A 26,175-nucleotide genomic window follows, 5' to 3' on the forward strand; every position below is an offset into this window, starting at 1 on the left:
CGTACGCGCTCTAGGCCAGCAACAAGCCAATCGGACAGCCTCCGTCATTCCGCTCCCAGGCGAGCTTCAGGCATCCATCGGCTGCGTCGCACCATCCCGCAGCTCTCTTGACCCGGATTTGAGCCTTACTGTTCCTGTTCATCGCGTTTGATCCTGATTCTAATTAGAAAAGCATTGGATAGCTGTTATTATATTCCACTGTAAATTGACTGTCAATTCAAAATACTCTCACTTTCAAAATTTTCTCGCGTTCGCCCTCGTTACCGCGCCGTTCCGCTTTCCGCCCAGCCCTCAAGCGAGAAATTCGGCTCCGCCTTCATATCAAGCGGCGTAAATTCTCCCTTGCGCCATTTCAAGTATGCGGCAGCTCCAATCATAGCTGCATTGTCGGTGCACAGCCGATGCGGCGGCACGAGCAACGGCACTTCTTCCTTCTCGCAGCGTTCAGATAGTGCAGTCCGCAAACCACGGTTGGCCGCTACGCCGCCGCATAGCAGCAGCTGCTTAGCGCCATGTTCCTTAACGGCACGCAAAGCCTTCTCGACCAGAACGTCGATAACTGATTCTTGAAATCCTCTCGCCAGCGCAGCCTTATCCAATTCCTCGCCTTTCATGCTTTTCTGATTAATAACGGCGAGAACGGCCGATTTCAAGCCGCTAAAGCTGAAATCGTATGAATCGGCTTCCAGCCAAGCCCGGGGCAGCTCGATCGTTTGCTCCGCCTCCGACGCCAGCCGATCGATATGCGGACCGCCCGGATAAGGAAATTTCAGCGCCCGAGCGACTTTGTCGTAAGCTTCGCCCACCGCATCGTCTCTCGTTCTTCCGATCATTCGGAACGAGCCCTCATCCTCTAGCAGCACCAGCTCCGTATGACCGCCCGAAACGACTAGCGCAAGGCAAGGATATTCAAGCTCATGCACAAGCTGATTGGCATAAATATGACCTGCGATATGATGCGTCCCGATAAGCGGAACGTCAAGCGCCATGGCCAAGCTTTTCGCAGCAACGATGCCGACCAGAAGTGCGCCGACGAGACCCGGTCCTTGCGTCACTGCTACCGCCGACACATCGCCTAGCGAATAGCCTGATTCCGCCACCGCTTGCTCGATCATGAGCGTGATCACTTCGACATGTTTGCGAGAGGCGATTTCCGGAACGACGCCTCCGAACCTTTCATGCACATCGATCTGGCTAGAAATAACATTGGACGCTATATGCTTGCCGCCGCGGACGATCGCGACCGACGTTTCATCGCAGCTCGTCTCAATGGCGAGAATGATGCCTTCTTCCCTGTTCACCATGCCTGCTCCTCTTCTTCCTCGCGGGGGCCGCCGCGAGACAGCTCCGCCCACATAATAAGCGCATCCTCTTGATTGTCGGAATAATAAGCCGGCCTAATGCCTGACTCCTCAAAACCAAACTTCCGATACAACCGCTGCGCAATCTCGTTCGACACACGAACCTCGAGCGTCATTTTATTGGCGCCGTAATAAACGGCTCGCCGCTGCAGCTCCCGCAGCAGCTTCTCGCCGAGCCCCAATCCTCGCCGATCTTCCGAAACCGCGATATTCGTCACATGCGCTTCGTCGATAATGATCCACATGCCGCCGTAGCCGATAATCCGGTCATCCTGTTCCATCACGATATAACGGGCAAACATATTGTTCAGCAGCTCATTGCGAAACGCCTCTTCTGTCCACGGCGTTGCGAACGCCTCCCGCTCCAGCTCGACGATCCGGTCGATATCATCGAGTGTCATAATCCGGAAATGGACGGAGGGCGACGTAGCTTGTCCGCTGCTCATCGTTCCGCTTCTCCCGCAAGCTTTGCTTTCAGCTTGACTTCCGCTTCCGTCAGCTGCGTATAATTCGGCGTGAACGTGTGCGTTTCGTCCGTTTCTCCGTTGAGCATCCGGCGTCTGCCAAGCTGAGCGACCCACCGGCCTTCCAACTCATATGGAAGCGGCGTTGTTTCAATGCCGCGAGACTCGCACAATTGTTTCAAACGCGCAGCCTCTTCCTCATGCAATGACAGCTCGCCCGCCAGCCATATCCGCTTCGGCACCGCGCCGGCCGTATTCGAAAGCTCCACAATTCGGTCAACCCAATCGCGCATGAGTCTGACGCCGTCCGGCTCGAATCGGCTCCAGCCGCCTGCCGACAACGCGAATCCGCCTGTATAGACTTGACCTCGCCTAGCATCCATAATAGGCAGCACCCATTCCTCGCCGCCTTCTAATTCGGCATCTGCATTCCCGGCACTGGCTGGATGCTTATGCTGTATCGCGCCGAAGGCGATCGCCTCCAGGCTGGACACGCCAATCAGCGGCTTGTTCCACGCCCATGCGAGCGTCTTTGCCGCCGCAACGGCGATTCTCATTCCGGTATAGGAACCTGGCCCTCTGCCAACTGCTATGGCGCCTAGCTCCTCGCCCTTCAGTCCTGCCTGTTCCAGCAGCGCCTTTAAATGAACGATTATATGAACCGAGTGATTGCGCTCGGCCATTGATTGAATTTCGGCGATCGTATTCTCTCCGATCGTTATGGCAGCGGCAAGCGCCGCCGTCGACGTGTCGAGAGCCAGAATCGGCCGTTCTTTTGCTTCAGTCATCGTTGTCTCCTGCTCCTATCTCCTTTAAAGCCTCGCACCAGCGTTCGTACGTCTCCCCGCGGCCTGTGATCCGAAACCGGCGGATATCGCCGCCACCATGCTCGATATAAATGTCCAGACGGTCCGGCGGCAGCAGCTCCTCGATCAAGCTCGCCCATTCCACAATGGTCACTCCGCTGCCGTAAAAATAGTCATCGAGCCCGAGCTCGTCCGCTTCCTCCAGCGAAAGCCGGTACACATCCATATGATAAAAGGGCATGCTCTCCCCTTCATATTCCTTAATAATCGTAAAAGTCGGGCTGTTCACGATACCTTTTACGCCGATCGCTTTGGCAAACGACTGCGAAAACGTTGTTTTGCCCGCTCCCAAATCGCCGTCCAGCGCAAGCAAAGCGCCAGGCTGCGCAAGTGCTGCCAGACGCTCCGCCAACGCGGATGTCTCGCTCAAGTCATGGACGACAATCTCGGTTTGACCCGATTTGTTCATGCCGCTTTCACCCTTTACCCTTCCATACACTTTATGATTCGTCAAAATGATTATAGCCCTTTTTCGCCAGAAGCACACCTTCCGGCGCCGAGTCGGCGTCGTCCGCACCGATAAGTCTTGCCTCCGGCGATCCGGCTTGTACCTCGCCGATGATATAGAATGGCAGCCCCTCCGCCTGAAAAGCGGCTTTCGCCGCAGCCGCATCGGAAGGCTTCATTGTGCCAAGCAGCGCGTAGTCTTCACCGCCGTACAGCATCCATTCCAGAGGCTTAACGCCCGAGGCCGCAGCGAAAGCCGTCATGCTGCCGCTCCGGGGCAAGTCTCGCTCGCGCATTATGAGGCGTACGCCTGATGCCTCCGCAATTTCCCAAGCTTCACTGGCCAGCCCGTCACTGACGTCGTTCAGCGACCGGCAGCCGTGAGCGAGAAGCAGGCGACCTGCGCGGACGGAAGGCTCCGGTCTCTGATGCGCGCGCGCCAGCGCCGCCGCCTCGCGCGGCTGCTCGACCGAAAAGGCCGCGGACACAGGCGAATCCGGCGCGTCCAGCAGATGCAGACCGCCCGCCGACATGCCAAGAGGCTGACCGGCCAGCACGACAACGTCGCCAGGCTGTGCGCCCGAACGGCGCAGCGCCCTTCCTGCTTCGACGGCGCCCGTCACCGTTACGGCGACGACCAGATGCTGCGGCGAAGACGTCGTATCGCCTCCAATTACCGCCACCCCGTAGCGCTCGGCGCAAGCATACAGTCCGTCGTACACCTGACGCATCCGCTCCGGGCTGAACGAACGGGGCACACTTGCCGATACGAGCGCATGAAGCGGGATGCCGCCCATCGCGGCGATATCGCTTATGTTAGCGGCAAGCGCCTTATAGCCGATATCTTCGTCGGCCATCGTCCGCTCGTTGAAATGCAGCGTCTCGACCATTGTATCCATTGCCATGACCAACTCGTACGGGCCGTCCAGCCCGTCTATGCTAACAAGCGGATCGATCACAGCAGCATCATCTCCAATTCCGAGCACAACGCCGCGCCGCCGCTGCCATTCTTCCGTCTGCCGCTCCGCCGTCCAATGGCGGATGCTTGCAAATTCGTCCATGCCTTCTTCTCCCGCCTCTAGTGAATGTCGCGTTTCTTAAAGCGGCCGCCCTTTACGTCGTGAATATTGCCCACCGCCAGGAAGGCGACCGGATCGAGCTCATGCACGATCGATTTCATTTTCGCTTCTTCCAAGCGCGTGATAACGCAAAAGATAACCCGCTTCTTGCCTCCTGTAAAACCGCCTTCTCCGTGCAAATAGGTGACGCCCCGACCGAGACGGCTCATAATAGCCGAACCGATTTCCTGCGATTCCTCGCTTATAATCCAAACCGCTTTCGACTCCTCGAAGCCCTCAATCGTAATGTCGATCACCTTGAAGGCGATATAATAGGCGACTAAAGAATACATGGCCCGATCCCAACCGAAAACGAAACCCGCGCTGCACAATATAAATAAGTTGAAAAACATAACGATTTCGCCTACTGAGAACGGAAGCTTCTTATTAAACAAAATGGCGACAATCTCCGTGCCGTCCAGTGATCCGCCAAACCGGATAACCAGACCGACTCCGGCTCCTAGCAAAACGCCGCCGAAAATAGTTGCAAGAAAATACTCCTCCGTTAATGGAGGAACCGTATGCAGCAGAAAAGTACCGAGCGACATAACGCTTACGCCGTATAAAGTGGACAGCGCGAACGTCTTGCCGATTTGCTTGTAGCCAAGTATGAGGAACGGAAGGTTGAGTATAAATAGAAAAATGCCGAGGGGCATGCCCACAAGATGCGATACGATAATGGAAATGCCAACGATCCCGCCGTCGATAATGTGGTTCGGCACAAGAAAAATCTCGAGACCGACCGAGACGAGCGATGCCCCAAGCGTTATGAGCATCACTCTGCGAAGCACTTCCAGCTTCGGCAATTTCAGATGCTGATGGTGGCCTTCCATATAAGGCTCGTTCCTCCCCTAAACAACCGTTTAATCCTATTTTACCTGATGGAATTGGATATTCCTACTAAAAACAAGCGAGGACGGCCTCATCTTCCAATGCACTTCAAATAAGCCTCCTCTTAAAAGAATCCTCCTGCACAGGCGCTTGCGAAGCGTGCGTACAGGAGGATGACAGAGGAAGCCGAAGCCCTACAATTCTTTCACAATCATCAGGTGAAGCTCGTCTTTCAATTCCAATTCGTAAGGGGAGGCAGGCTCTTTCCCATCGGCCTCACGAATAATGCGCACACGGGGACGATGCAGCGCCAGCTCGCTGTTCGCCGACACAACGCCGACCTGTCCCGAGCTCAGAAGCAGCGTAGTCGATACCGGATAAATAGAAATATGGCGGCAGAACAGCTTCACGAGCTCAAAGTCGAAATACGTGTTGCCGGACGCAAACAGAAACTCGATTGCTTCCGTCGGCGTGTACCGTTTTCGATAAGGCCTTGGGGATGTCAGCGCGTCATAAGCGTCGGCAATACCTACGATCTGAGCGTACATATGAATCTCATCAGCTTTCAGCCCTCTCGGGTAACCCGAACCATTGTACCTCTCATGGTGCTGCAGCGCGCAGTGCGCGGATACGACCGAAATATCGTGGTACTTCCGTAAAATGTCGAAGCCGTCCTTCGTATGCTTTTCCAGTACCAGCTTCTCTTCCTTCGACAATGCTCCATCCTTTGCCAGCAGCGATTGAGGCACTCTCGTCATTCCTATATCAAACAACAACGCGCCGATGCCCAGCTCTTCGAGCTGAATGCGGTTGTAGCCCTTGGCAATACCCATAATGCCGGCTAAAACGGCGACATTGACCGAGTGCTGAAAAATATAGGCGTCTGTCGTATGTATATTAGTTAGGTTGACAAGAACATCCTGTCTGGTCGAAAGGTCGGTCATAATTTGACCAAAAACAGAACGGAACGTACGGCCCATATCCGGAGCGATAGCTCTGCCTTTAGGCGACAGTTCCTTAAACGAATTCATTGCGCTATACACGGCATCGACTGCGTTCTTGCGGGTTTCTTCACGGATGGTCTCTTCTGGTTCAAGATCCTCCGTTTTCCCGTCCTCAATAAACAATACGTCTATGCCGAGCGCCTTGAGCCGGGTGATAAAGCGATCGTTCAGTTCGACGCCCTCGCCGAGCAAAATACTGCCGTTATCTTGAAAGATAGGTTTTGCAAGCTTATCGCCGGGCTTAACCAGTTCGATGTGTACTTTTCTCATCTAGATTGTTCCCGCCTTAATCATGATTGCACTAGTTGCATTAACGTTACTATTTTAACAGATTCATGGGAGGCTGACTACATGACGATTCTCTCCGTTTGTTTCTGTTTTGAGTGGAATTCGGCAATAAAAAAAGCCCGTCTGATGTTTAGACGAGCTTCTCTTAAGCCAGCTTCCGTTTCACAATCCGGTTGCGGCCGTTATATTTCGCTTCGTAAAGCGCCGCATCCGCCTGAGACAGCAGCTCGCGTAAAAATGCCTTCGGATTGTCCAGCACGCTCTGATCGAATTGTTCGACCGAAACGACGCCCATACTGATTGTTACTGATACCGTCTCAGTACCGTTGCCAGTATAAATGTGATTATGCTCGACCGCCTCTTTGACCCGGTCAGCGATCAAATCGGCTTGCTCTCGGTTCGTATGAGGCAAATAAACAGTGAACTCCTCGCCGCCGTAGCGGGCGAGAATATCGGTAAGCCGCAGCGTCCCTTTGACCGCATCCGCCGTTCCGCATATGACCTCGTCGCCGACCAAATGACCGTGCTTATCGTTGATCGACTTAAACAAATCGATATCGAACAAAAAGATCGAGAACGGAATACCATATCGAACATTGACGGCAACCTCATGCTCCAACTGCTGCATCAAGTAACGGCGGTTAAAGCAGCCGGTCAGGCTGTCCGTTATCGTCATATGCTGAAGCTTCTTGTTCGCCTGCGACAGCTCGTCCTGCATTTCCATCAATTCGCGATTGCGGTCCTGAAGCAGCTCGTTCTGCACATTCGTTTCCTCAACAAGCATACGCAGCTCCGTCACATCATGGACGGTCAGAAGCCGGCCGATCGGCGTCTTCTTGCGGTGGGCCAATATTGGCGCAGACTGCAGGATGACATATTGAACGCGTTCGAAATCCAGCGCCAGTTCGACTTCCACCCGTTCGAGAGGCCGATCATTCTGCGCTTGGAAGAAGTCCGCGAGCTCGTCGGACACGCGCGGCAGCATCTCGCTTACCGTCTCCCGGTCGAAGCGCTCGCCTATACGCAGCTTGAGAAACGGCTTAATCGACTTATTCGTCTCGATAATGACGTCGTTCTCATCCAGGACGATAATACCCGTCGAGATCGTATTCATCACATCGCGTTGAACGACCTGAATGATGTCGAGCACTCGGTTGCGTGTAATCGCATTCACCAAATAAACGGCCGATACCGTCAATCCTACAGAATTAAACGGTATATAGTAAGGGAACTTTTCCACAAATACAATATTGTAAGCCGTGTCTATAAGCGCAAATAGGACAAGCATGAACATGCCGGTCATCGCCGTCTTGACGAGCGTTCTTTGCCGGACGGACATTTCTTTGCTTAACGTATGGAGCATGATAAAAACCGACAGCGTCAAATACAGCGTTAGCTGTATGACCATGTACCAAAAGAGCGGTCCGCTTTGCAGCTGCTTCTCGGCAATCAGCTCCGAATTGACGGAAACGAACCAGCCGTTTGGATTAACGGAGGCCAGAACGCTTGACATCAGCCCCGGAATCATGAGCAAAATAAGCCTTCCCTTGCGAATGAGGTTCGCTTGTCCCGTTAAAACAACGACAAACACAAACCATCCTACGCCTATTAAAGAAAGCGAGATGTAAGAGATCTGAAGGAACATAACCCTATACGTATCTTGAACGGTCTGTGCAATAAATTGAAACAGCGGCCAAAACATAAACACGATGTGAAGGGCCATGTAGATTTTATGCAGTACCGTAATCGTGTTCGCCGCAAAAACGAATAAAAACAAACCTAGCATCACAATGAACATTCCGAAGTCCAACCACATCATTGCTTCCAATACGGTTCACCCATCCGTTCAACAGCCATCTATTTCCATTGTATCAAATGTTTTTTGGCCTATCAATCTGCAATCTAGTTCTTTCCGATTATTTTTTGAATTCGCTAGGCCAAAAGTCGGAAAGCATCTTTTCAAGCGAGAGCGTCAGCCCCAAAGCGTCGCGGAACTGTACATATTGCTCCCATTTTTGCAACGACGGCTTCTGCTCGCTGCGAACCGCTCGAATCATTAAATTTTTCGGCGTATGCTCCGGATCGACGAACTCCAGCATTTGCACCTTGTAGCCCAGCGCCTCAAGCATATTGCCTCTGGCGGCGTCAGTCGCAAGCGCTGCGAAACGCTCCTTGAGCAGCCCTTGCGATAGAATCGGAGCGAGCGTGTCGTTGCGCACCTGCTTGAACGCTTCATGCTGACAGCAAGGCACAGACATAATGACCGATGCGCCCCAGCCGACCGCTTTGGCAAGCGCCGCATCCGTCGCCGTATCGCAGGCGTGCAGCGTCACGACCATATCGGCCGCCGTCACCGCGTTGTAATCAGCGATATCTCCGACTTGAAATGTAAGCCGATCGTATCCGAGCCTGTCAGCTAGCCGCGAGCAAAAGTCGATCACGTCGGCCTTCAGATCGAGCCCTATGACATTGATGTCGCGTTTTTGTTCAATAGCCAGCAAATGATACAACGCAAAAGTCAAATACGACTTGCCGCAGCCAAAATCGACGATGGTAAGCGGCTTGTCCTTGGGCAGATAAGGCAAAACATCGTTTACCGTTTCCAGAAAGCGATTGATTTGACGATACTTGTCCTGCTTCTTGGCATGTACGGCTCCGTCGGCTGTCATAATGCCCAGCTCGATAAGGAACGGAGCAGCCTGGCCGGCTCCAATCACTCGCTGCTTCTGCCGATCATGCGTCGCCGCCGCTGCTTTATCGGCCTTAGCCGTCGGCGGCTTTCTCAAGACGGCCGCTTTGCCCTTCTTATTGAACAGCAGCTGCAGATCGGCATCCGGCATCTTGACGAGCGCTTGCTTGTAATGCTCTGACAGCAAGTCGACAAGCTTCTCGCCCGCTTGTTCCGGCGGCAAATTCTCATGCGTTACTTTTGTGGCGTAATGATATTCAAATTGATAATGCAACCCTTGCTTAAGCTGAACGGGTCTTACGACCGTCTTCGGCGAAAGCTCCCCGTCCTTGCGGCGAAGCTGGCTAAGCGTTCCTTGCAGCAGCTCGCCGCTTCCGATCGCGCGAATCAGCTCTTCCTGCCATTGTATGTCTGTCATTGTTCGTTCACTCCTGATCGGTTTAAGCGCTAATCTCGTTTAAGCCTTGCTCCAGCTCTTCGCGCGGCAGACCGCCCGCTTCCAGCCTTTCGTCGTCCAACAGCAGCAGACGCCGGTAAAAATCGGCGATTTCCTCATTCGAAATGACGCCGTCCTCGTACAGCTCGTGCAGCACGTTCTCCGCCTGATCGAAGCTCCCTTCTCCTTCATGCCATTCGGCGCGCAGCAGCTTCGTCTCCGAAGGCAGCTCGAACGCATCGAGCTTGAGCAGCAGCTCCTCGGCCTCCTCGCTCGGCTTAACCAGCGTCGGCTTCGCGTCCAGCAACGAAAGTCTCATAAACAGGCTGAGCGCCTTCAAATAGCCGGAATAGCTTGCTTCGTCCTTGCCGAGCTCCACATACAAATCGGCCTCCTGTTTAAGTAACACCGCAATCGCTTGCAGGTTGTCGGTCTCGACGATGCCGTTCGTGGTCATCACTCCGATCAGATCCTTGTCCGACAGGGATCTGATCAGCTTGCCGCTCATACCAAATCCTTTATCAAGCAGCTCATCGATGACAAGAAGCGCTTCCTGATGTTTCAGTTCCCGCTTCAGCCCCATAATTTGGCCGACAGCTTCGGTCATCTGCTCGATAAGCCGCATGAAATAGTCGCGTTGAAACATGTTTCGCCTCCCTGTGCTCCGCTATTCGCCAGCTTTATCTATAAAATTGGAAACCGCCTGAGCGAATTCATTTGGCTGCTCCGCCATCGCCATATGTCCAGAGCCGCTCAACAGTACTTGCGCAACGTTTTCTCCGTCCGCAATAAGCGTTCTTTCCGTCGGCATAATCTGATCATGCTCACCTGCAAGCAGCAGCAACGGTTTATTCCAGCGCTTCAGCACTTCCGTTCGATCAGGTCTCTCCTTCATGCCAAGCGAAGCTCCTACAGCTCCGGCCGGACTTGTGCCGTATCCGATCCGTTTCCAGCGCTCCACCGTCTCCTCCATCGTCTCCAAGTGTCCAGCAGCAAACAGCTTCGGAACCAATCCGTCGATAAATGCTTCTATGCCATCTTTACGGATTGCCGCCGCCGACGCGTCGCGGTTCGCTTTCGCCGCCTCGCTGTCGGGCAGCGATGTAGAATGAACGAGTCCAAAGCTGCGCAAACGATCGCCGTAACGCTCCGCGAAGGCCAGCGTGATGTATCCGCCGAGCGAATGACCCAGCAGATGAGCTTCCGCGATTTCGAGCCGGCTCAGCATATCGGCCAAATCCGATGCATACATTTCCATCGTATACGCTTCCTCGGAGGAGCTGCTTGAACGACCGTGCCCTCTAAGGTCCGGAATGAGCAGCCTTGCCCGCCCAGCCAAGAGAGGAACGACTTTCTCCCAATACGAGGAGCTGCCGCAGAAACCATGCAGCAGAACAACGACCGGAGCTTCCGGTCCGGCCTCCTGGGAATCGTAATAGGCTAGCTCCAGACCGTTATCTATTATCATTTTTCTATCGGCAATCGACACAATGCTCATCGTTTCCACTCCTTTATTCTGCTGATGCGACGCCATTTGCCGCATGAAGCCTGTTGTCCTGTTCGCTTTGCAGCCGACCTGCGCTCCAAGCCTCTTCGATGGCCAGCGATAGTTTGGACGCCATGCTGATGACCCGATGAAGCGAGGTGGTCTGCAGCGTAAAATACGGTTTCTTGCTCATGGTGTTGACGACCCCTGCAATACCGTATCGGCCTGCGGCCGGCAAATTAGCACCGGTCGCTGCTCCAGGCCGGAGCGGGCCGTCCGAGCATACATAACCGCCGGCCGATTGCGGCTTACCCAAGCATGCATCGATCGCGATCACTGTCTCGAATGGGGTCAGCTCGCGCATGGCCTGCTCCACCCTGTTAGCGTCGCATGGATGTTCCAGCGTACCGACCACATTCGGCCAGCCTTGCTTCTTCAGCATCGAGCCGACCATCGGCCCGAAGCAGTCGCCGGTCGAGCGGTCGGTTCCAATGCATAGAAACACGATTTCTGCTCGTTCGGGATGCCGCTCGGCAAGGTTTGCGAGAAACGGCTCCAAACGCTGTTGTAAAGGGACTGCGGGCTGTTTGTCCCGGTTACCCGCCGTTAATTGTTTGTCCATTGCTTCATTGTATCCAATTTGCACGAACCGTTCAATTTCCGGCATTCGTATGGCGAAGTATGCTACAATGGCGAGAGTGAATCGCGCTGGCAGGCAACAGTAGAATGTGCGAAATCAAGGAGGGCAGCAAGCATGATCAATCTAGAAGAGAAAAACGAGCAAAATGTCGAGTTTATGATTGAAACAATCAAAACCAAACTTCGTATGGCGACGGCAGCCGCCATGCAGGCATCGCATTTCGACGTCGCCCAGTACGAGGATATAAAGGACCTGTACGAAGTTGTTGCATCCAAAGATAAATTCAGCATTAGTGAAGTGGAAGCGCTCGTGTCCGAGCTCGGCAAGCTTCGAAAATAAACAACTCCATTATTAATAGCCAATATCTGTCATTAACAGCCATTTAATTTCAGTATTCGACAAAAATTATTGTTTGCAGTAAAAGAGGGAGCCGATTGTTATCAAATCGGTTCCCTCTTTGCTTGTTACTCAGTTTCCTCGGATTCCTGCTTGCTGGCCGCCGACTCGATCGATAAGGTGATCGTCACCTGTTTTTGTTCGCCTTTCAGGAAGAAAGCGAGTCTTTCCAGCTTTTCGGCCAGCTCCGAGCCGCTTAGCGTCGTATTCAATTGATAATTGAACGCGTCCGCAGGCTGCGCTTCGTTCTGGAAATAAGCCGTACGGCCTCTCCATCCGCGATCCTGAGCGGCTCCGGACTGTGCCAGCATCTGTTCCGATACCGGGTAAAACTTGTCCGACTTATTGACAACACGCTCATAAATGCGAAGCTTCTTCAACAGCATGTAATACTGTGCGGAATGCTTGAAGTTCCAAGCTTCCCGAATATCTTTCAACGTGTAGTCCATTTTCCAACGTTTCAGTTTTTCGACCTGCTCATCCGATTCCAGCTTCAAAAAATCGTCCAAAGGTATAATTTGCTCCGGCATAGCTACCCCTCCGCTGCTTCCTATTTATTCGCAAAAACAAAAACATGTGTAGTAAAAATAATTTGCTATCCGTTTTTATTTTCATATAAAAAATACCATAATTTTAGGTTCGTTACAAATTAATTATTTTACAGATTGTGTCGATGGGCACAAAGAACCGCCGCAAGATCGTTAAACGACCCTGCGGCGGTTCTTTTCCAAGTCAACGGAATCTTTTTACTCGGCGCTTACCGCCGTCAAACCTGCGGAAATCATAAATTTACGGAACGCTTCCGCTCCTTCGCCGGTTCTCTTATAGACGCCGCAATCTTCAAGTACATGAAGAAATTTATTACCGGTCTCGGCTTCCGTAATCGCCCTTGCCTCCGTTATAGACAGCTCGGTGCCGTACTCAGCGATTAGCGCTTCCAGCCATTCGGCATGCTTGTTAAGCGGATGCGAAGCTTCTTGCAGCTCTGGACCGATCACGCGCTCGCCTGCCAGGTACCCCGCGATTTGCTCCAGTTCGTCTTTCAGCCGGCCCGGCAGTACCGCAAGGCCCATAACTTCGATCAAGCCGATATTTTCTTTCTTGATATGGTGCAAATGCGCATGCGGATGGAAGATTCCGCCGGGATGCTCTTCACTCGTGCGGTTATTGCGCAGCACCAGATCCATCTCGTACCATCCTTCTTTGATTCGAGCAATCGGCGTAATCGTATTGTGAGGCGTATGACTGCCGTCGGCGTTGTCCGTGTACGAGAAAATGTCTGCTTCGGCGTCCCTGTACTCGCGCCAAAGATCCAACAGTCGGCAAGCCGCGGCGTGCACCGACTGCTTCGATTCGCCCGTCACGCGCACGACCGACAACGGCCAAGCAACGGTTCCGAACGTAACGCCCGGCTGCGACGAATCGGTATAAGTCGTTTCAACAGCCGCTTTTTCCATCGCAAACGTGTGGCGTCCCGCTTGAAAATGGTCATGGCTTAGAATCGAACCGCCCACAATCGGCAGATCGGCGTTGGAGCCGATAAAATAATGCGGAAATTGTTCTACGAAATCGAGCAAGCGAGCAAAGGAGCTGTGAGTGATAGCCATCGGCTCATGAGCCCCTTTAAAGACGATGCTGTGCTCGTTGTAATACACGTATGGCGAGTATTGGAAAAACCACTGTTCGCCTTGCAGTTGCAGCGGCAATACCCGCAGATTTTGGCGCGCAGGATGATCTGCGCGGCCGGCATAGCCGACGTTCTCCCGGCAAAGCAAGCATTTCGGGTAGTGTGCTTGCGGCAGCGTCTTGAGTCTCGCGATTTCTTTCGGATCCTTCTCCGGTTTGGACAAGTTGATCGTGATTTCAAGACCGCCGTAAGGCGTAGGCTGTTCCCAATACGCGTTGCGCTGAATCCGATCCATTTGAATGTAATGCGAATCGATATTCAGCTTATAAAATTCATCGGTCGCTTTCACCAAGCCATCCTGATCAGCCGTCCTACGAAATTTGGCAGCCGTCTCTGAAGGCCTTGGCATAAGCAGCCCCATAATCCGGGCGTCGAGCAGATCGCGGTAAGTCGTCGTATCCTCTTCAATCAATCCGATTGAATACCCATAATCGATCAATGGCTCCAACAGAGGCACAGCGCTGTCAGACACGGAAGAATCGTCGGCCGACAGCACGCCTTCATACGGAGCGTCGAAGCGGAACAATTCTAGCAGCGCGTTGCGAGCCGCATCAACGTCGAGCTCCTCCAGCATGTCGCTGCGCCGCGCGAAGGCAACCAGCTTTTCAATCAGCAGCAGAACTTCCTCTGCCTTTGCGGCAGGTTGTCGATTGTGTTCAGTCATGATGCATTAATCCCCTTTCCTTGCAGCGCACGAACCGGCTTAGTCGTTATAGCCGTTCGGATTCGCTTCATGCCAGCTCCAAGCGCTGCGGATAATATCGTCCAAGCTTTCACGTTTCGGCTGCCATCCGAGCTCATTGCGGGCACGTTGCGAAGAAGCGACCAGAACAGCCGGATCACCGGCGCGACGCGGTTCGACAACAGCCTTAATCTCTCTTCCAGTCACACTGCGGGCGATGTCGATAACCTGTTTAACGGAATAGCCGTTGCCGCTGCCCAGATTGTACACGGCGCTGTCCTTGCCTTCGCGCAGTCGCAGTACGGCCAGCACGTGAGCGTCCGCCAAATCGCTGACATGAACATAATCCCGGATGCAGCTGCCGTCCGGCGTCTCGTAATCGTCGCCAAATACCGAAATATGCGTCCGTTGGCCAAGCGCTGTCTGCAGTACGATCGGCACCAGATGCGTCTCGGGCTGGTGGTCTTCGCCGATTTTTCCGCTCTCATGAGCGCCGGCCGCATTGAAGTAACGCAGCGATACGAACTTCAAATCGTGCGCGACATCGAACCATTTCATCATTTTCTCCATCGCCAGCTTCGTCTCGCCGTAAGCGTTCGTCGGAGAGGTGCGGTCGAATTCGTCGATTGGCACGTTGTCCGGTTCCCCGTAAGTCGCCGCGGTCGAAGAGAACACGATGCGGCGCACTCCGTGCTGAATCATTTTTTCAAGCAAGCAAAGCGTACCGTACACATTATTGTGATAATATTTGCCCGGGTCCTTCATGCTTTCTCCAACTAGCGAGTTAGCTGCGAAATGGATAACCGAGTCGATCTCGTTCTCGCTGAATACGCGTTCCATAAATTCGGCGTCCCGAAGGTCGCCTTCGTACAATTTGCCGCCCAGAAGCGCCCCGCGATGACCTTGCTGCAGATTGTCGACGATGACGATCTCTTCTCCGCGCTCCGCGAGCGCCGCTACTGTATGAGAGCCAATATATCCCGCTCCGCCCGTTACAAGTACTGCCATTGTTCCTTCACTCTCCCTATCAAAATTTGAAATGATATGAATATTGGACATGCCGCCGCTGTATTAGCCGAGCTGCTCAACACCGTTGCCGATTGTGCATACATAAAAATCAGCTTTCAAGCCAGTAGCTTCCGTATAGTCGCGTCCTACTTGCTCAGTAAAGGTATCGATGCTGTCTTCATGTACAAGCGAAACGGTGCAGCCGCCGAAGCCTGCGCCCGTCATACGGGAGCCTAGCACGCCCGGCACTTTGCGCGCCGCATCAACCATTGCGTCCAACTCGGCGCCCGTTACTTCATATAAATCGCGCAGAGAATCGTGCGAACCGTTCATAAGCTGGCCGAAAGCGGCAAGATCGTTCGCTTGCAGAGCCTTCATCGACTGCAGCACGCGGTCGATTTCTTCCACAACGTGTTGAGCCCGTTTGCGCACCGTCTCATCTTTAATAAGCTGCTTGTTCGCTTCGAACTGCTCCAGTGTCAGCTGGCCAAGCAGCGTCACTTCAGGGAAAGCCGCCTGAAGATCCGTTACAGCTTGTTCGCATTGGCTGCGGCGTTCGTTATAAGCGGAGTCGACAAGTCCGCGACGCTTATTCGTATTGCCGATGACTAGCTTGTAGCTGCCGGATTGGAAAGGCACAAGCTCATATTCAAGCGTATCGCACATAAGCAGAATCGCATGGTCTTTTTTGCCGTTCGCAACAGCGAACTGATCCATGATGCCGCATTGAACGCCGTTGAACTCGTTCTCCGATTTTTGCGAAAGCAAAGCGATTTGCACCGTGTCCGTCGGTTGTCCTTCCATCGTCAGCAGCGCATAAGCGGTAACGACTTCAATCGAAGCGGAGGAGGACAAGCCGGCGCCATTCGGAATTTCGCCGTGATAAAGCAAATCGTAGCCGTTGCCAAAGCGAAGCCCGGTTTGCTGCAATTCGTGAACGATACCTTTCGGATAGTTCATCCAGTCGTCCTTCTCGTCATACTGAATGGAATGGATATCGAATGCTTCCGAAGCCGAAAAATTAGTGGAAGCCAGTCCCAGTTTATGATCATCGCGTTTGCGAATAAGAAGCGTAGTCCCGAAGGTAAGCGCGGCTGGAAAAACATAACCGCCGTTGTAATCGGTATGCTCGCCGATCAGGTTGACACGGCCAGGGGCATGAAATGCTTGAACAGATTCGGCGCTTTCGCCGTAATGACGGATAAATTGCTCGGTCAGCGCTTGAAGGTTTGCCATATACGATCACGTTCCTTTTTTTGTAGAGTAGTCAGACAATTGACTGCTATTTCCACTTCAGTATAACCGATGAGTAATAGCAAACCAATGGCGGAATATGCCCTTTACATGGATTTATGTGACTTTAGCCAACAAATCCGACATAATGGAATAAGTACGGCTACAACAGCCATCCTAGCAAAATCGGAAAGCTAGCTTAGAAAGGAGGGACGTTTGTTGTCCGCTCAGGATTACTATAAAGTCGCTTCCAATCCCGTAATTGAAAGATCGGAATACTTAGACGTGTTGTTTTCGGGCGAAAGCCAGACAAAGCCGCTTCATAAGCTGGGGCCGAAATTTTATGACTTTTACCTGATGCACCATGTCTTGGATGGCAAAGGCGTCTTCGAGTGCGGCGGGCAATCCTATGGGCTTGAGGCCGGCCATACTTTCCTAATCGAGCCGGAGAGGCTTGTCAGTTATTCTTCCGACGAAGAAAACCCATGGCGGTATCGCTGGGTAGCCTTCAGCGGCAGTCAAGCGCCCCTGCTTGCTGCCGCAGCTGGATTTACAAGCTCCGACCCCGTCATCGCAGGTTCCGGCAGCAAGCGAATTCCGGCGCTCTTTCATCGCATATACAATGAATTTCGCCATGGCGATCCTTCCTCCGAATGGAGCGCCCGCGGCTATTTGCAGCTTCTGGCCGCTGAGTACGGCAAAGCTCGTTACCGGCAAAACGGCGGTCCGCTGCCGAACGGGCGAGGGGGAAGCGATTTGCTGCTACAGCAAATGATCCATTATTTGTCGACACAGTACGTTCAGCCCGTATCGATCGAGCAAATGGCCGAATCGCTCGGCTACAACAGGGCCTATTTATCCCGTATCTTCAAACGGCATACAGGCGTATCGCCGGTTACTTTCCTGCTGAAGCTGCGCATCGACAAAGCGAGACAGCTGCTTCGCGAACGGGAAGAATTGACGATCGAGCAGATCGCCGCTTCCGTCGGGCTGCAGGATTCGCTTTATTTCTCTAAGCAGTTTCGCCGCTTTTACGGCATGTCACCGTCGGCTTACCGCGAACAAATGCACCGGCTGTAGTCCGCAAATCGCACTGCACAGCATCTTCTTTCGCTGCTTGTTTTCAAGGCAAATGGACATAGTATAGGGGTATCCCTCATATAGCCGTTTGCATGATGATGCGAGACGAAAGGACGAACACAAGATGAAACTGCTGCATGCCGGAAATTTATATTGGCCGTCCACGATTGCCGGATTGGATAAATCCTACCCTTCGCTGAACCGCGATTTGAAAGTAAACGTCTTAATTGTAGGCGGCGGCATGTCCGGTACGATTTGCGGCTATGCGCTCGCTGAAAGCGGCGTATCCGCCGCCGTTGTGGAGCGGGGGCGAATCGCAGGAGGAAGCACATCCGCCAATACCGGATTGCTTCAGTTCTGCAACGATATTATGCTAACCGACCTAATCGATCAAATCGGAGAACGCGATGCCGTCACCTTTTATGAAGCATGCCGCGGCGCGGTATTGAAGCTCGGCGGCATTGCGGGGGCGCTTAACGAGGACGTCGGCTTTATTCCGCGAAGCAGTCTTTTTTACGCAAGCTCCGAAAGCGATCTCCCCAAGCTCCGACGCGAATACGAGTCGCTGCAATCGCACGGCTTCGACGTCTCCTTTCTCGATTCGAAGCAGCTCTCGTCCCAATTTCCGTTCAGCAAAGCAGGCGCAATCGTCACGAGAGGAGATGCGGAAGTCAATCCGCTGCAATTCGTGAAGGCAACCGCGCTTAAAGCGGCTTCCATGGGCTTGCAAATCTACGAGAATAGCGATGTCGTGTCGCATGAGCGGGATGAGAAAAGCGGCATTCATCGTCTGCGCACATCTGCAGGGTGCAGCATTGAAGCCGAACACGTCATTTTTGCCGTAGGCTATGAGCCTGAGGAGCTTCGCACCCGGCTCGTTAAAGCCAAGCTGAATCGATCCTTCGCTGCGGTCACCGAAAGGCAAGATCCGGATAGCCTTAGCCGGAATTGGCCGGACCGCTGCCTCATCTGGGAAACCGCCCATCCTTACTTATATATGCGAACAACAGTTGACAACCGTATCGTCATCGGCGGCTTGGACGAAGATCCTCAGCATCCCGTCGAAGACGAGCAGGCCTTGGATAAAAGAATTGATCAGCTGCGAGAAAAGCTGCTGGACCATTTCCCGGCCCTTTCAGGCCGTATGGAGTATAAATGGAGCGCCACCTTCGGCGAATCGCAGGACAATTTGCCGTTTATCGGTGAAGATCCGGCCATGTCGGGCGCTTATTACTGTCTGGGCTACGGCGGCAACGGCACGGTCTACAGCGCAATCGCCGGTTTTTTGCTGCGCGATAGGATTCAAGGAGTGAACAACCGGCAAGAGGATTTGACCCGCATCGTCGGCTTGAATCGAAACAATCTGCAAAAGGTATGAACCTATTATGCAAGCAGGGCGGCAAGGTTATTTCAAACCATGCCGCCCTGCTTGTTCCTCCCTGCTTAAGAGCCCGGAAAAATCCGTGAGGCGCCGCATTCGCGAAATATCCCTTCCGCAACGCCAAGCCGCGACAAGTCGGGACCTCCGTCTTTATCCAGCAGCGATTTGCTTTCATCGGTCTCCACGACGACAACGGTCTGGCCCGCCCGAATAACTTCCCCGCACAAATGTGACTCTTGCGTATCGAGACCGAGCGCATCCAGTGCTCCGAGCACACCGTCGTCAACGGAGCTTGATACGATGCCGAACGGAACCGCATTCCAGCCGGCGGTACTCATTAAGCCTCCGGCGAACACTACCGGAGGAACCCATGTATCGCCATCGCTATCGATATGCTCGAGCGTCTCCGACAGTTCTCTCGTTTCGTCGACATGCATGCCGCTTTCGCGCTCAATTCGCCTGGAATGCTCGGCATCCTTCGCAATAATCTTTAGCTCTCCTGTCTCGAAACCAGCTTGTTGAAGCGCGGCAACAGCGTCAATTACCTGCTGCTCAGTCGCGAAAGAGCCGATTTTTTTAGCCATATCCGTATCCTCCCTCTTCGGCCTCCTGCCGTCGTCCTATGTAGTTATACCCTTTCTTCGGTTTCTCCACTCCTTCTCATTGCAGACAGGTTGTGTAAGCTGTTCGTTACAGGTATGATGGAGGGAAGCAATAAAGGAAAACGGACAAGCAGGAGGCAAATCGATGATTCATCGGGTGCTTCGCTATCCCGCCGAATGGGAATGGCATGTGCTTCAGCAAGAGAGACTGCAGAGCGAATGGGCAGGCAATTTGCCCAGCCGCAAAGGGAATTCCTCTCTTCTTTCTTCTCCGCAAACGGTCGAGGCGCTGGAAAAAGCGATAGAAGAAGCGGCGGAAGAACAAATTAGGCAAGAACAGCAATGGGACGCCCTCAAAAGGAGCATGCCGGAATGCGCGTCCTGGCTAGACGCCTGTTTAAATCGTTCCACCAGCCAGATTGTGGTCGCCAGCTCATTGGAGAACGGGCCGCTTGTATTTGGCACGCTTATGTACCAGGTGTCGGAGGATCAGAAAGATATCCATCCGTTCCACTTCTGGCTGTCCTCTCGCAAGCTGGTTACGCTGCACGACGACTTGCGGATTACGGTCCGCTTGCAGGAGGAAACAGTTCTCTCCCGCATTGAAGCAAGCGGCTCCGCCCCGGAAGCGTTGTTCGTTATGCTGGCCGTTATGCTTGAGCCGTTTCACCAAGGATTGGATGGCTTCGAGAATCGGCTAGGCGATTTGGAGCGGGCGATGCGCCATTCCAACCGGACGGACCTGATGGATACGATATTTGAACGGCGGTACGAGTTGCTGCACTGGAGCCACTTGTTTTTACCGGTGCGCGAGCTTCATGGCGCGGCTAAGGAAGCATTCATGGAAAGTCTGATCGAAACCGACGGCTTCAAACGAATCTCGCATCGCCTGGACCGGATCGAGACGCTGCTCAAGCATTACGCGCTTGAAATCGATACGCTCATTTCGATGGACGGCGCCATCGCCAGCTTTCGCGGCAACGATATTATGAAGACGCTGACGATTTTTACAGTCATGTTTACACCGGCGTCGGTACTCGCGGCTTTGTGGGGCACCAATCTGTACCCGCTCCCTTGGGATGGAAAAAGATGGGGGTTTACGATACTCTGCTCCATCGTTCTGGCTGCAACGATCGTCATCTACATTTGGCTGTGGAGGAAAGGCTGGACAGGCGATCTATTGACGGGGAGAAAGACGAAGCGCAAGCGAGAGGAATCCAGTTCCGCAACACCGGCTCCAGACGAAGAGCTTGCGGTATGGAAAGGAGAATCTTCGCTTGTTCCGGCGAACGAGCCGATTCCGCAAAGAAGAGCGAAGCGGAGAAAGACGGCCGGAAGAAAGCGTGAGTCGAAGCATTAAAGGGACATGTGATAAGGATAAGGCAGCGCTGCATTTTGTCTTGGCCAATGATTTGGCCGATTCATGCAGCGCTGCCTTTTTGTTTGTTGTAGCTGTTAGAAGCGAACCGGCAACCCAGTTGCCGCGGAACGGTTGGCAGCCATCGTAACTTGATGGGTTCGCCACGCATCGGCATAGGACGACCGAATGAGGCTGGCGTCGCCCGTTCTTACTGCATGGATAAAGGCTTCATTCTCTCGCAGATAGGGATTGGTACGATTGCTGTATTCTGTCCTACGATGAGCTTCAAAATCGTTCAAGCCTTTATCATTTAACTCCAGTACGCCTTTATCTGTATAAATATGAAGCCCCGACCGGTCTCCGCCGTCGATTGCGCAAGTGTTATGGATCGTCGCAATCGCGCCGCTCTCTAGCTTCAGCGTTACCGAGCCGATATCCGGGACGGTTACGCCTTCTTCCTTGCCCGCCATAATCCGGCTGCCGTATACCGCATACACCTCGGTAACCTCTCCCAGCAAGTAACGCAGCAAGTCAACAATGTGCGTCGTTTGTTCCACAAATTGACCGCCCGAGCCCTCAATCTTCCGCCACCATGAAACGCCCGGCATAGAGCCCATCCAATAGCCAAGCGCCATTGCGATTTGGCGTTCCCGCAAAACTTCTTTCGCTCTATCCGTTCCGTCCATATAACGGAAATGATATCCGACCGACGTCAGCAGTCCGCTTTGTGCAATCTTCTGTGCCAAAGCGGCAGGCGTTTCCTCATCCAAGCCGATAGGCTTCTCGACCAGAAACGGAATGTTACGTTCTACAAGCTGTTCTTCGATTGCACCGTGCGCGAACGGGGGTACGCATATGTAAACGGCATCCAATTTACGGTCGTCAAGCATGTCGGCGACGGAGGCGTAGCCCTTGGCATCTGAGAACGGCCGAGCGGCCAGTTCCGCCTTCTCTTTTGCGGTCGCGCAAAAGGCGGCTACATTTACGCCTTCCATTTCCGCCAGCATGTTGGCGTGCATATTCGCGAACCATCCGGTGCCGACAATGCCGATCTGAGTCTGCTGCTTTGTCATTTTCTGTCTCTCCTTTTTCTGGTGATGTCATTTTTATTATAGCGATTGGTAGCCGATTCGCCCATCCTTTCATACAATACATCAGACTGGAGGGGATCGGCATGGCAACGCGGACTAAACCGAATAAGCAGATGCAGAGGCAGCAGCGCCAGCATAAGCAGTCGCAATCGCTGGATATGCGAACGGCCTTGTTTTTGGCTTCCGTTTGCGGACAAACCTATTCGCAATTCGAGAATAAAGACGGGTTGTTTCTCGTTCCCCGCGATTACAGCGTCGTCGGCTCCTTCTCCGCCAATTTGTACGATTACCCCGATCAGCGGTTCGGCTTTTTGCTGCAATCCGACCTTTGCGCCATTCTCGCATTCCGCGGCTCAGGCTCGGCCGTCGATTGGGTTGCCGATTTTATCGCTCAGCAAACGCCGTATCGGCATGTGAAGAACAGCGGGTTGGCGCATAAAGGATTTTCCGACATTTACGCTTCGCTTCGGCAGCAAGTACTCGAATTGATCGCAAAGCTCCCGCCAGATAAGCCGCTGTTTATTACAGGACATAGTCTGGGCGGAGCGCTCTCTACGCTTGCCGCTTTCGATATAGCCAGCAACACATCCGTGTCCGATCCGATCGTCTATACGTTCGGCGCTCCTCGCGTCGGCGATCCCAAGTTCATCCGCGCTTATAATCAACAAGTCGCCACGCACTGGCGCTTTCAGAACGAATACGATATCGTGCCGCATTTGCCGCCGCTCGTTTACCAGTCCCCTCAAACGAAAAAAACATACTACTACATGCATGTAAAAGGCGAAGTAAAGCGCTCATTCCGCATGGGCTCCGTTTCCGGCAACCATATTCTCAGCAGTTACTTCGCCGATCTGACCCGTGAGGAGCCGCTGTTCGCAGGGGCCGTTTGCGCGGAGCCTCCGGGCTGGTGTCCGATTGCTGATTAAGGCACAAAAAAATCCCCGGCTTCGTTCAAGAAGCGAGGATCGTCAACATTCCATCGTTAGGCAAGCTTATTTTCTTTCATAAGTTCAACGCGGTAAAATATAGAGCAAAATGGCAAAGAAGTGTACAATGGAGCCCCCAAGCACAAACAGATGCCATACCGCATGATGATAAGGAAATGCGCGCCACACATAAAAAATCGTTCCGATCGTATAGAGCAGACCGCCCGTTATAAGAAGATGCAAGCCACCTGGCGCCAAATGAGCAGTCAGCGGCTTCCAGGCAAAGAGGATCAGCCATCCCATCGCAATATAGACCAGTGTGGACGTAAACAAAAATTTAGAAGCAAAAAACGACTTGAACACAACGCCTACCAGCGCGCATCCCCAAACAATGCCAAACAGCACCCAGCCGAGCGCTCCTTGCACGATATGAAGGACGATCGGCGTATAGGTTCCCGCAATAAAAATATATATGCAGGAATGATCGAGCGATTCGAATACTTTCTTCGCTTTTCCTTCTGGAAAACTGTGGACAAGCGTCGATGCTGCATACAACAGAAGCATAGCGCTGCCGTATATCGTAAAGCTGACGACGTGAAAAGCTGTGCCTTTGACGGCGGCGAACACGATAAGCAGCACCAGTGCCGCCACGCTAAGCCCCGTGCCAATGCCATGTGTGATCGCATTAGCGAGTTCTTCTCTTTTCGTAAATGTATGCGTACTCGCCATTGTTCAACCTCCTGCACTTTTCCTTCGCGGCCAGAAACTTGGCAAGGTACAGCCAGCGCTTCCGTGCACCAGAGCTCTCTCGCCAAGACGAGCGCTTTCCGGTAATTGCCGCTAAGACCAGTGTAACGGATCAGGTCCAGCCTTTCAACCAGACGCGCACGCGGTCGATCGTTTTGTCCAGATTGCAGACGGAGTCTTGATCGATGTAGGGCTGCTGATGGCGAAAATAGTGGGCATGCCCTCCAATCAGCGGAATGCCCTCCACAACCGAAGGAGCATACTTCATTCGATTCCATCTGGGAACCGACTGTTCGACTAATTTGGACCAGCCTCCCCAACTGCCAAGACGGCTAATGGGATCGTTCAGATTGCCTTTCCCGTCGACGGAATGGAAATAGCTCACTTTGTCGCGAAGCTCCGGCTGCACAGCTATCCGCGGCGCTCCTACCTGAACAATGCGGAAATTGCGGGAAAGCTTTTGCGCATGCACCATTCGAGCCGCTTGGTATGCGGCCGCTCCCCCGCCGCTATGTCCGATCAGCAGCAACGGATCGTCCGGTCCAAGGAGCGTCTCTTTTATTTTGCGAAAAGCAAATCGTCCTCCGATTCTACCCATGCCGACCCGGTTGCCCAAATCGCTGCTGACTTCCGCAATTTGCCTGTACAAATTCCGGCTGGCGTCCCCATACGGATACAAAATATGAATAAATGGCTCCAGGCCGTCAGCCCGAAACAGCCGGTCCAATTTACTTTTGCATTCGTTGAAAGCGGTTTGCGTTGTAGCCACGCCGGCAAGCAAATAAACGTTTATAGCCGAATGTTTGATCGCCGTCATCATTATCCCTCCATCATGTTCAATAAAATTGGCGTATGTACATTATGCGAGGGGATCGCCGTATTCATTCCTGAATGGTTATGTCAGTTCCGTTTGTTTTTACCTTATAACCGAGTCTTCTTGCCGTTTCCTCGAGCGGAAAAGCGTTCAGCTCGCGCATAATGGGCACTCCAATGTCCTTGTAGCCGCTCCAGATACGACGCTGAGTCGACGGCTCCTTTGTCGCAGCGGTACGAAGTAGACGGGTAAACAACGTTTCATCGCTGTAAAGGATGCCGTCTTTTTTGAACAGGTAGGTGCGATAAGTAAACGTTTCGTTGACCGGCATAAGGCTTCCGTCTCCAGCCGCAGGGGGAACATCGCTCAAGTAATACTCGCCAGCCGTCCCAAGGCGGTAGGCGTCCAGCAATTCCGGTTCCTTCGTAATGGAATAGTCATTGACGCGTCTTGTCTCGTTATATTCCGTTAAGTTATTGACGTTAAAATAATAAATCGCCTTCACTCGCGGATAATGCTTCGGCAGCATCGTATACAGCCGGGCGATCTTCTCCGAAGCGAAAGCGACGTCTTTTATGCCATCCGTAGCCGTATAGTGCGTTGCACCGAACTCTGATAGCTGAATCGGCTTCGCACGGCTGTAACGATTATAGACATAGTCGAGCAGCAGCAGCGGATCTTCAAAATCGGCTTTCTGCTGCGCGTTTCCATTGTGATACTTTACATTATACACGTTCACGCCGACCCAATCGACATAACGGTCTCCGGGATAATACGATTCGATCGTTTTTTCCGGCAGGGAGAGCACGGTCCATACCATCGCCGCTTTCGGCGCTTCTTCCTCGAGCACGTCGTGCACCATTCGGAACGCTTCGATGTATCGCGCCGGATCGCCGCTGTAGCGAGTCCAGCTTCCGTTCATTTCCGACGCGAAGCGGATAAACAGCGGCACATCGGCTTCGCCTGCGGAGCGGGCAAACATTCGCAAATAAACGTCATCCCTTACCTCGTCGAGCCCGCGATTTGGTTCCCAGGCGATATGGGGAAATGCTCCTTCCTTTTTCACCTGCTCCACCCATTCGGCAGGGAAAGGCTCGCCGTATCCCACGTATTTGAAAAAGCTGGCATGCTTTTTGCCGGTAAGCCGATTGAATTCAGACATGCTGAACCCGATCATCCGGTCTTGAAGCACGTAAGCGCCTAAATAAGCGCCGGATGGAGGCTCCAGCTTGGCAAGAACATAATTCAGGCCGCCGGATTGAACAGTAACCGACCAAGGCGCAATTTGCATCTCCGTTACTTCTGAGTTTGCAGCACCTCGAGCGGCTTCTTCAGTTTGCAGGCCTAAGCTGACTGTTGCCACTTCCGTACGTTTCATTTCGGGCAGCAGTAAAAAGAAACAGCAAACCGCAATAAGCCCATGCGTTTTTCTCCTCCAGCCTAAAGGCCTTTTCCGTTTTTGTTTACGCGTATTCGGCAGCGGCAATGCCAGTCCCTCCCTATTTTCCGGCTCGGTCGCCTGCCTGAGCTGACAAGCG

General features: G+C 53.1%; 27 protein-coding genes. 5 read left to right on the forward strand and 22 right to left on the reverse strand.

From position 1 onward, the window contains the following. Nucleotides 1-10: 10 nt before the first annotated feature. From ACFVTB_RS20250 to yyaC, 13 genes are all read right to left on the reverse strand, one after another. On the reverse strand, nt 11-142 hold the full coding sequence (locus ACFVTB_RS20250; protein ID WP_387753168.1) for a hypothetical protein: 132 nt from the start codon (nt 140-142) through the stop codon (nt 11-13). Between the two features lie 118 nt (nt 143-260). After that, nucleotides 261-1,304 (reverse strand): tRNA (adenosine(37)-N6)-threonylcarbamoyltransferase complex transferase subunit TsaD, encoded by a 1,044-nt coding sequence (gene tsaD, locus ACFVTB_RS20255; protein ID WP_387753171.1) that lies wholly within the window; start codon nt 1,302-1,304, stop codon nt 261-263. Next, a complete protein-coding gene (rimI, locus tag ACFVTB_RS20260; protein WP_387753173.1) occupies nt 1,298-1,807 on the reverse strand; it encodes a ribosomal protein S18-alanine N-acetyltransferase in 510 nt (169 codons plus the stop codon). The genes tsaD and rimI overlap by 7 nt, the downstream gene beginning before the upstream one ends. Continuing rightward, a complete protein-coding gene (tsaB, locus tag ACFVTB_RS20265; protein WP_387753175.1) occupies nt 1,804-2,613 on the reverse strand; it encodes a tRNA (adenosine(37)-N6)-threonylcarbamoyltransferase complex dimerization subunit type 1 TsaB in 810 nt (269 codons plus the stop codon). The genes rimI and tsaB overlap by 4 nt, the downstream gene beginning before the upstream one ends. Continuing rightward, the gene (gene tsaE, locus ACFVTB_RS20270) at nt 2,606-3,100 is read right to left on the reverse strand and encodes a tRNA (adenosine(37)-N6)-threonylcarbamoyltransferase complex ATPase subunit type 1 TsaE (protein WP_387753178.1); all 495 of its coding nucleotides are present in this window, start codon (nt 3,098-3,100) and stop codon (nt 2,606-2,608) included. Before tsaE ends, tsaB begins: the two co-directional genes overlap by 8 nt. 31 nt (nt 3,101-3,131) lie before the next feature. Further along, the gene (gene thiL, locus ACFVTB_RS20275; RefSeq protein ID WP_387753181.1) at nt 3,132-4,199 is read right to left on the reverse strand and encodes a thiamine-phosphate kinase; all 1,068 of its coding nucleotides are present in this window, start codon (nt 4,197-4,199) and stop codon (nt 3,132-3,134) included. A gap of 17 nt (nt 4,200-4,216) precedes the next feature. Beyond that, a complete protein-coding gene (locus tag ACFVTB_RS20280) occupies nt 4,217-5,089 on the reverse strand; it encodes a YitT family protein (protein ID WP_387753183.1) in 873 nt (290 codons plus the stop codon). A 192-nt stretch (nt 5,090-5,281) separates the two neighbouring features. Beyond that, nucleotides 5,282-6,361 carry an HD-GYP domain-containing protein gene (locus ACFVTB_RS20285; protein WP_387753185.1) on the reverse strand — a complete coding sequence of 360 codons (1,080 nt, stop codon included), beginning with the start codon at nt 6,359-6,361 and terminating at the stop codon, nt 5,282-5,284. Nucleotides 6,362-6,524: 163 nt separating this feature from the next. Continuing rightward, nucleotides 6,525-8,198, reverse strand: coding sequence for a histidine kinase N-terminal 7TM domain-containing diguanylate cyclase (locus tag ACFVTB_RS20290; RefSeq protein ID WP_387753301.1), 1,674 nt, complete (start codon nt 8,196-8,198; stop codon nt 6,525-6,527). A 97-nt stretch (nt 8,199-8,295) separates the two neighbouring features. After that, a complete protein-coding gene (locus tag ACFVTB_RS20295) occupies nt 8,296-9,486 on the reverse strand; it encodes a class I SAM-dependent methyltransferase (protein WP_387753187.1) in 1,191 nt (396 codons plus the stop codon). Nucleotides 9,487-9,508: 22 nt separating this feature from the next. Next, nucleotides 9,509-10,150 carry a DUF6483 family protein gene (locus ACFVTB_RS20300; RefSeq protein ID WP_387753190.1) on the reverse strand — a complete coding sequence of 214 codons (642 nt, stop codon included), beginning with the start codon at nt 10,148-10,150 and terminating at the stop codon, nt 9,509-9,511. A 21-nt stretch (nt 10,151-10,171) separates the two neighbouring features. Further along, a complete protein-coding gene (locus ACFVTB_RS20305; RefSeq protein WP_387753193.1) occupies nt 10,172-11,002 on the reverse strand; it encodes an alpha/beta fold hydrolase in 831 nt (276 codons plus the stop codon). Between the two features lie 13 nt (nt 11,003-11,015). Next, on the reverse strand, nt 11,016-11,612 hold the full coding sequence (gene yyaC / locus ACFVTB_RS20310) for a spore protease YyaC (RefSeq protein ID WP_387753196.1): 597 nt from the start codon (nt 11,610-11,612) through the stop codon (nt 11,016-11,018). A 132-nt stretch (nt 11,613-11,744) separates the two neighbouring features. Between yyaC and ACFVTB_RS20315 the strand changes: the two genes are divergently transcribed. Beyond that, nucleotides 11,745-11,969: a DUF1128 domain-containing protein gene (locus ACFVTB_RS20315; RefSeq protein ID WP_387753199.1), complete on the forward strand. Its 225-nt coding sequence runs from the start codon at nt 11,745-11,747 to the stop codon at nt 11,967-11,969. Between the two features lie 125 nt (nt 11,970-12,094). On the opposite strand, the gene ACFVTB_RS20320 is transcribed toward ACFVTB_RS20315, so the two are convergent. From ACFVTB_RS20320 to ACFVTB_RS20335, 4 genes are all read right to left on the reverse strand, one after another. Beyond that, on the reverse strand, nt 12,095-12,556 hold the full coding sequence (locus ACFVTB_RS20320) for a hypothetical protein (protein ID WP_387753202.1): 462 nt from the start codon (nt 12,554-12,556) through the stop codon (nt 12,095-12,097). Between the two features lie 216 nt (nt 12,557-12,772). Continuing rightward, the gene (locus tag ACFVTB_RS20325; protein WP_387753205.1) at nt 12,773-14,377 is read right to left on the reverse strand and encodes a UDP-glucose--hexose-1-phosphate uridylyltransferase; all 1,605 of its coding nucleotides are present in this window, start codon (nt 14,375-14,377) and stop codon (nt 12,773-12,775) included. A 39-nt stretch (nt 14,378-14,416) separates the two neighbouring features. Then, nucleotides 14,417-15,403: a UDP-glucose 4-epimerase GalE gene (galE, locus tag ACFVTB_RS20330; protein WP_387753208.1), complete on the reverse strand. Its 987-nt coding sequence runs from the start codon at nt 15,401-15,403 to the stop codon at nt 14,417-14,419. A gap of 63 nt (nt 15,404-15,466) precedes the next feature. Continuing rightward, nucleotides 15,467-16,639 (reverse strand): galactokinase, encoded by a 1,173-nt coding sequence (locus tag ACFVTB_RS20335; protein WP_387753211.1) that lies wholly within the window; start codon nt 16,637-16,639, stop codon nt 15,467-15,469. 216 nt (nt 16,640-16,855) lie between these two features. On the opposite strand from ACFVTB_RS20335, the gene ACFVTB_RS20340 reads away from it, so the two are divergent. Together ACFVTB_RS20340 and ACFVTB_RS20345 are read left to right on the forward strand one after the other, a co-directional pair. Beyond that, nucleotides 16,856-17,716, forward strand: a complete 861-nt coding sequence (locus ACFVTB_RS20340) for an AraC family transcriptional regulator (protein ID WP_387753214.1) — start codon at nt 16,856-16,858, stop codon at nt 17,714-17,716. A gap of 124 nt (nt 17,717-17,840) precedes the next feature. Further along, entirely contained in the window at nt 17,841-19,094 is a 1,254-nt protein-coding gene (locus ACFVTB_RS20345; RefSeq protein ID WP_387753217.1) for an NAD(P)/FAD-dependent oxidoreductase, read from the forward strand. A gap of 65 nt (nt 19,095-19,159) precedes the next feature. On the opposite strand, the gene ACFVTB_RS20350 is transcribed toward ACFVTB_RS20345, so the two are convergent. Continuing rightward, the gene (locus tag ACFVTB_RS20350; protein ID WP_387753220.1) at nt 19,160-19,681 is read right to left on the reverse strand and encodes a hypothetical protein; all 522 of its coding nucleotides are present in this window, start codon (nt 19,679-19,681) and stop codon (nt 19,160-19,162) included. 163 nt (nt 19,682-19,844) lie between these two features. On the opposite strand from ACFVTB_RS20350, the gene ACFVTB_RS20355 reads away from it, so the two are divergent. Then, nucleotides 19,845-21,059, forward strand: coding sequence for a magnesium transporter CorA family protein (locus ACFVTB_RS20355; RefSeq protein WP_387753223.1), 1,215 nt, complete (start codon nt 19,845-19,847; stop codon nt 21,057-21,059). 95 nt (nt 21,060-21,154) lie between these two features. On the opposite strand, the gene ACFVTB_RS20360 is transcribed toward ACFVTB_RS20355, so the two are convergent. Beyond that, nucleotides 21,155-22,132: a Gfo/Idh/MocA family protein gene (locus ACFVTB_RS20360; protein ID WP_387753226.1), complete on the reverse strand. Its 978-nt coding sequence runs from the start codon at nt 22,130-22,132 to the stop codon at nt 21,155-21,157. 101 nt (nt 22,133-22,233) lie between these two features. Between ACFVTB_RS20360 and ACFVTB_RS20365 the strand changes: the two genes are divergently transcribed. Further along, nucleotides 22,234-23,076: a lipase family protein gene (locus ACFVTB_RS20365; RefSeq protein WP_387753229.1), complete on the forward strand. Its 843-nt coding sequence runs from the start codon at nt 22,234-22,236 to the stop codon at nt 23,074-23,076. An 84-nt stretch (nt 23,077-23,160) separates the two neighbouring features. Here the strand turns inward: ACFVTB_RS20365 and trhA are convergent, their stop codons facing one another. The 3 genes from trhA to ACFVTB_RS20380 all read right to left on the reverse strand — a co-directional run bounded on the left by trhA (nt 23,161) and on the right by ACFVTB_RS20380 (nt 26,123). Then, complete coding sequence (gene trhA / locus ACFVTB_RS20370; protein ID WP_387753231.1) at nt 23,161-23,805, reverse strand: PAQR family membrane homeostasis protein TrhA; 645 nt, start codon at nt 23,803-23,805, stop codon at nt 23,161-23,163. 130 nt (nt 23,806-23,935) lie between these two features. After that, a complete protein-coding gene (locus tag ACFVTB_RS20375; protein ID WP_387753233.1) occupies nt 23,936-24,640 on the reverse strand; it encodes a hypothetical protein in 705 nt (234 codons plus the stop codon). Nucleotides 24,641-24,704: 64 nt separating this feature from the next. Next, complete coding sequence (locus ACFVTB_RS20380; protein ID WP_387753235.1) at nt 24,705-26,123, reverse strand: glycoside hydrolase family 26 protein; 1,419 nt, start codon at nt 26,121-26,123, stop codon at nt 24,705-24,707. Nucleotides 26,124-26,175 lie beyond the last annotated feature (52 nt).

This window comes from Paenibacillus sp. NPDC058071, assembly GCF_042885235.1.
GTDB lineage: Bacteria > Bacillota > Bacilli > Paenibacillales > Paenibacillaceae > Pristimantibacillus.

What these genes read in the sequence shown, in the direction of transcription:
- tsaB (WP_387753175.1), bottom strand. Translation starts at nt 2,613, where the DNA reads ATGACTGAAGCAAAAGAACGGCCGATTCTGGCTCTCGACACGTCGACG.
- ACFVTB_RS20305 (WP_387753193.1), bottom strand. Translation starts at nt 11,002, where the DNA reads ATGAGCATTGTGTCGATTGCCGATAGAAAAATGATAATAGATAACGGT.
- ACFVTB_RS20315 (WP_387753199.1), top strand. Translation starts at nt 11,745, where the DNA reads ATGATCAATCTAGAAGAGAAAAACGAGCAAAATGTCGAGTTTATGATT.
- ACFVTB_RS20345 (WP_387753217.1), top strand. Translation starts at nt 17,841, where the DNA reads ATGAAACTGCTGCATGCCGGAAATTTATATTGGCCGTCCACGATTGCC.
- ACFVTB_RS20250 (WP_387753168.1), bottom strand. Translation starts at nt 142, where the DNA reads ATGAACAGGAACAGTAAGGCTCAAATCCGGGTCAAGAGAGCTGCGGGA.
- tsaE (WP_387753178.1), bottom strand. Translation starts at nt 3,100, where the DNA reads ATGAACAAATCGGGTCAAACCGAGATTGTCGTCCATGACTTGAGCGAG.
- galE (WP_387753208.1), bottom strand. Translation starts at nt 15,403, where the DNA reads ATGGCAGTACTTGTAACGGGCGGAGCGGGATATATTGGCTCTCATACA.
- ACFVTB_RS20355 (WP_387753223.1), top strand. Translation starts at nt 19,845, where the DNA reads ATGATTCATCGGGTGCTTCGCTATCCCGCCGAATGGGAATGGCATGTG.
- trhA (WP_387753231.1), bottom strand. Translation starts at nt 23,805, where the DNA reads ATGGCGAGTACGCATACATTTACGAAAAGAGAAGAACTCGCTAATGCG.
- ACFVTB_RS20350 (WP_387753220.1), bottom strand. Translation starts at nt 19,681, where the DNA reads ATGGCTAAAAAAATCGGCTCTTTCGCGACTGAGCAGCAGGTAATTGAC.
- thiL (WP_387753181.1), bottom strand. Translation starts at nt 4,199, where the DNA reads ATGGACGAATTTGCAAGCATCCGCCATTGGACGGCGGAGCGGCAGACG.
- tsaD (WP_387753171.1), bottom strand. Translation starts at nt 1,304, where the DNA reads ATGGTGAACAGGGAAGAAGGCATCATTCTCGCCATTGAGACGAGCTGC.
- ACFVTB_RS20295 (WP_387753187.1), bottom strand. Translation starts at nt 9,486, where the DNA reads ATGACAGACATACAATGGCAGGAAGAGCTGATTCGCGCGATCGGAAGC.
- ACFVTB_RS20300 (WP_387753190.1), bottom strand. Translation starts at nt 10,150, where the DNA reads ATGTTTCAACGCGACTATTTCATGCGGCTTATCGAGCAGATGACCGAA.
- ACFVTB_RS20285 (WP_387753185.1), bottom strand. Translation starts at nt 6,361, where the DNA reads ATGAGAAAAGTACACATCGAACTGGTTAAGCCCGGCGATAAGCTTGCA.
- ACFVTB_RS20335 (WP_387753211.1), bottom strand. Translation starts at nt 16,639, where the DNA reads ATGGCAAACCTTCAAGCGCTGACCGAGCAATTTATCCGTCATTACGGC.
- ACFVTB_RS20280 (WP_387753183.1), bottom strand. Translation starts at nt 5,089, where the DNA reads ATGGAAGGCCACCATCAGCATCTGAAATTGCCGAAGCTGGAAGTGCTT.
- ACFVTB_RS20320 (WP_387753202.1), bottom strand. Translation starts at nt 12,556, where the DNA reads ATGCCGGAGCAAATTATACCTTTGGACGATTTTTTGAAGCTGGAATCG.
- ACFVTB_RS20290 (WP_387753301.1), bottom strand. Translation starts at nt 8,198, where the DNA reads ATGATGTGGTTGGACTTCGGAATGTTCATTGTGATGCTAGGTTTGTTT.
- ACFVTB_RS20325 (WP_387753205.1), bottom strand. Translation starts at nt 14,377, where the DNA reads ATGACTGAACACAATCGACAACCTGCCGCAAAGGCAGAGGAAGTTCTG.
- ACFVTB_RS20365 (WP_387753229.1), top strand. Translation starts at nt 22,234, where the DNA reads ATGGCAACGCGGACTAAACCGAATAAGCAGATGCAGAGGCAGCAGCGC.
- ACFVTB_RS20360 (WP_387753226.1), bottom strand. Translation starts at nt 22,132, where the DNA reads ATGACAAAGCAGCAGACTCAGATCGGCATTGTCGGCACCGGATGGTTC.
- rimI (WP_387753173.1), bottom strand. Translation starts at nt 1,807, where the DNA reads ATGAGCAGCGGACAAGCTACGTCGCCCTCCGTCCATTTCCGGATTATG.
- yyaC (WP_387753196.1), bottom strand. Translation starts at nt 11,612, where the DNA reads ATGGACAAACAATTAACGGCGGGTAACCGGGACAAACAGCCCGCAGTC.
- ACFVTB_RS20375 (WP_387753233.1), bottom strand. Translation starts at nt 24,640, where the DNA reads ATGACGGCGATCAAACATTCGGCTATAAACGTTTATTTGCTTGCCGGC.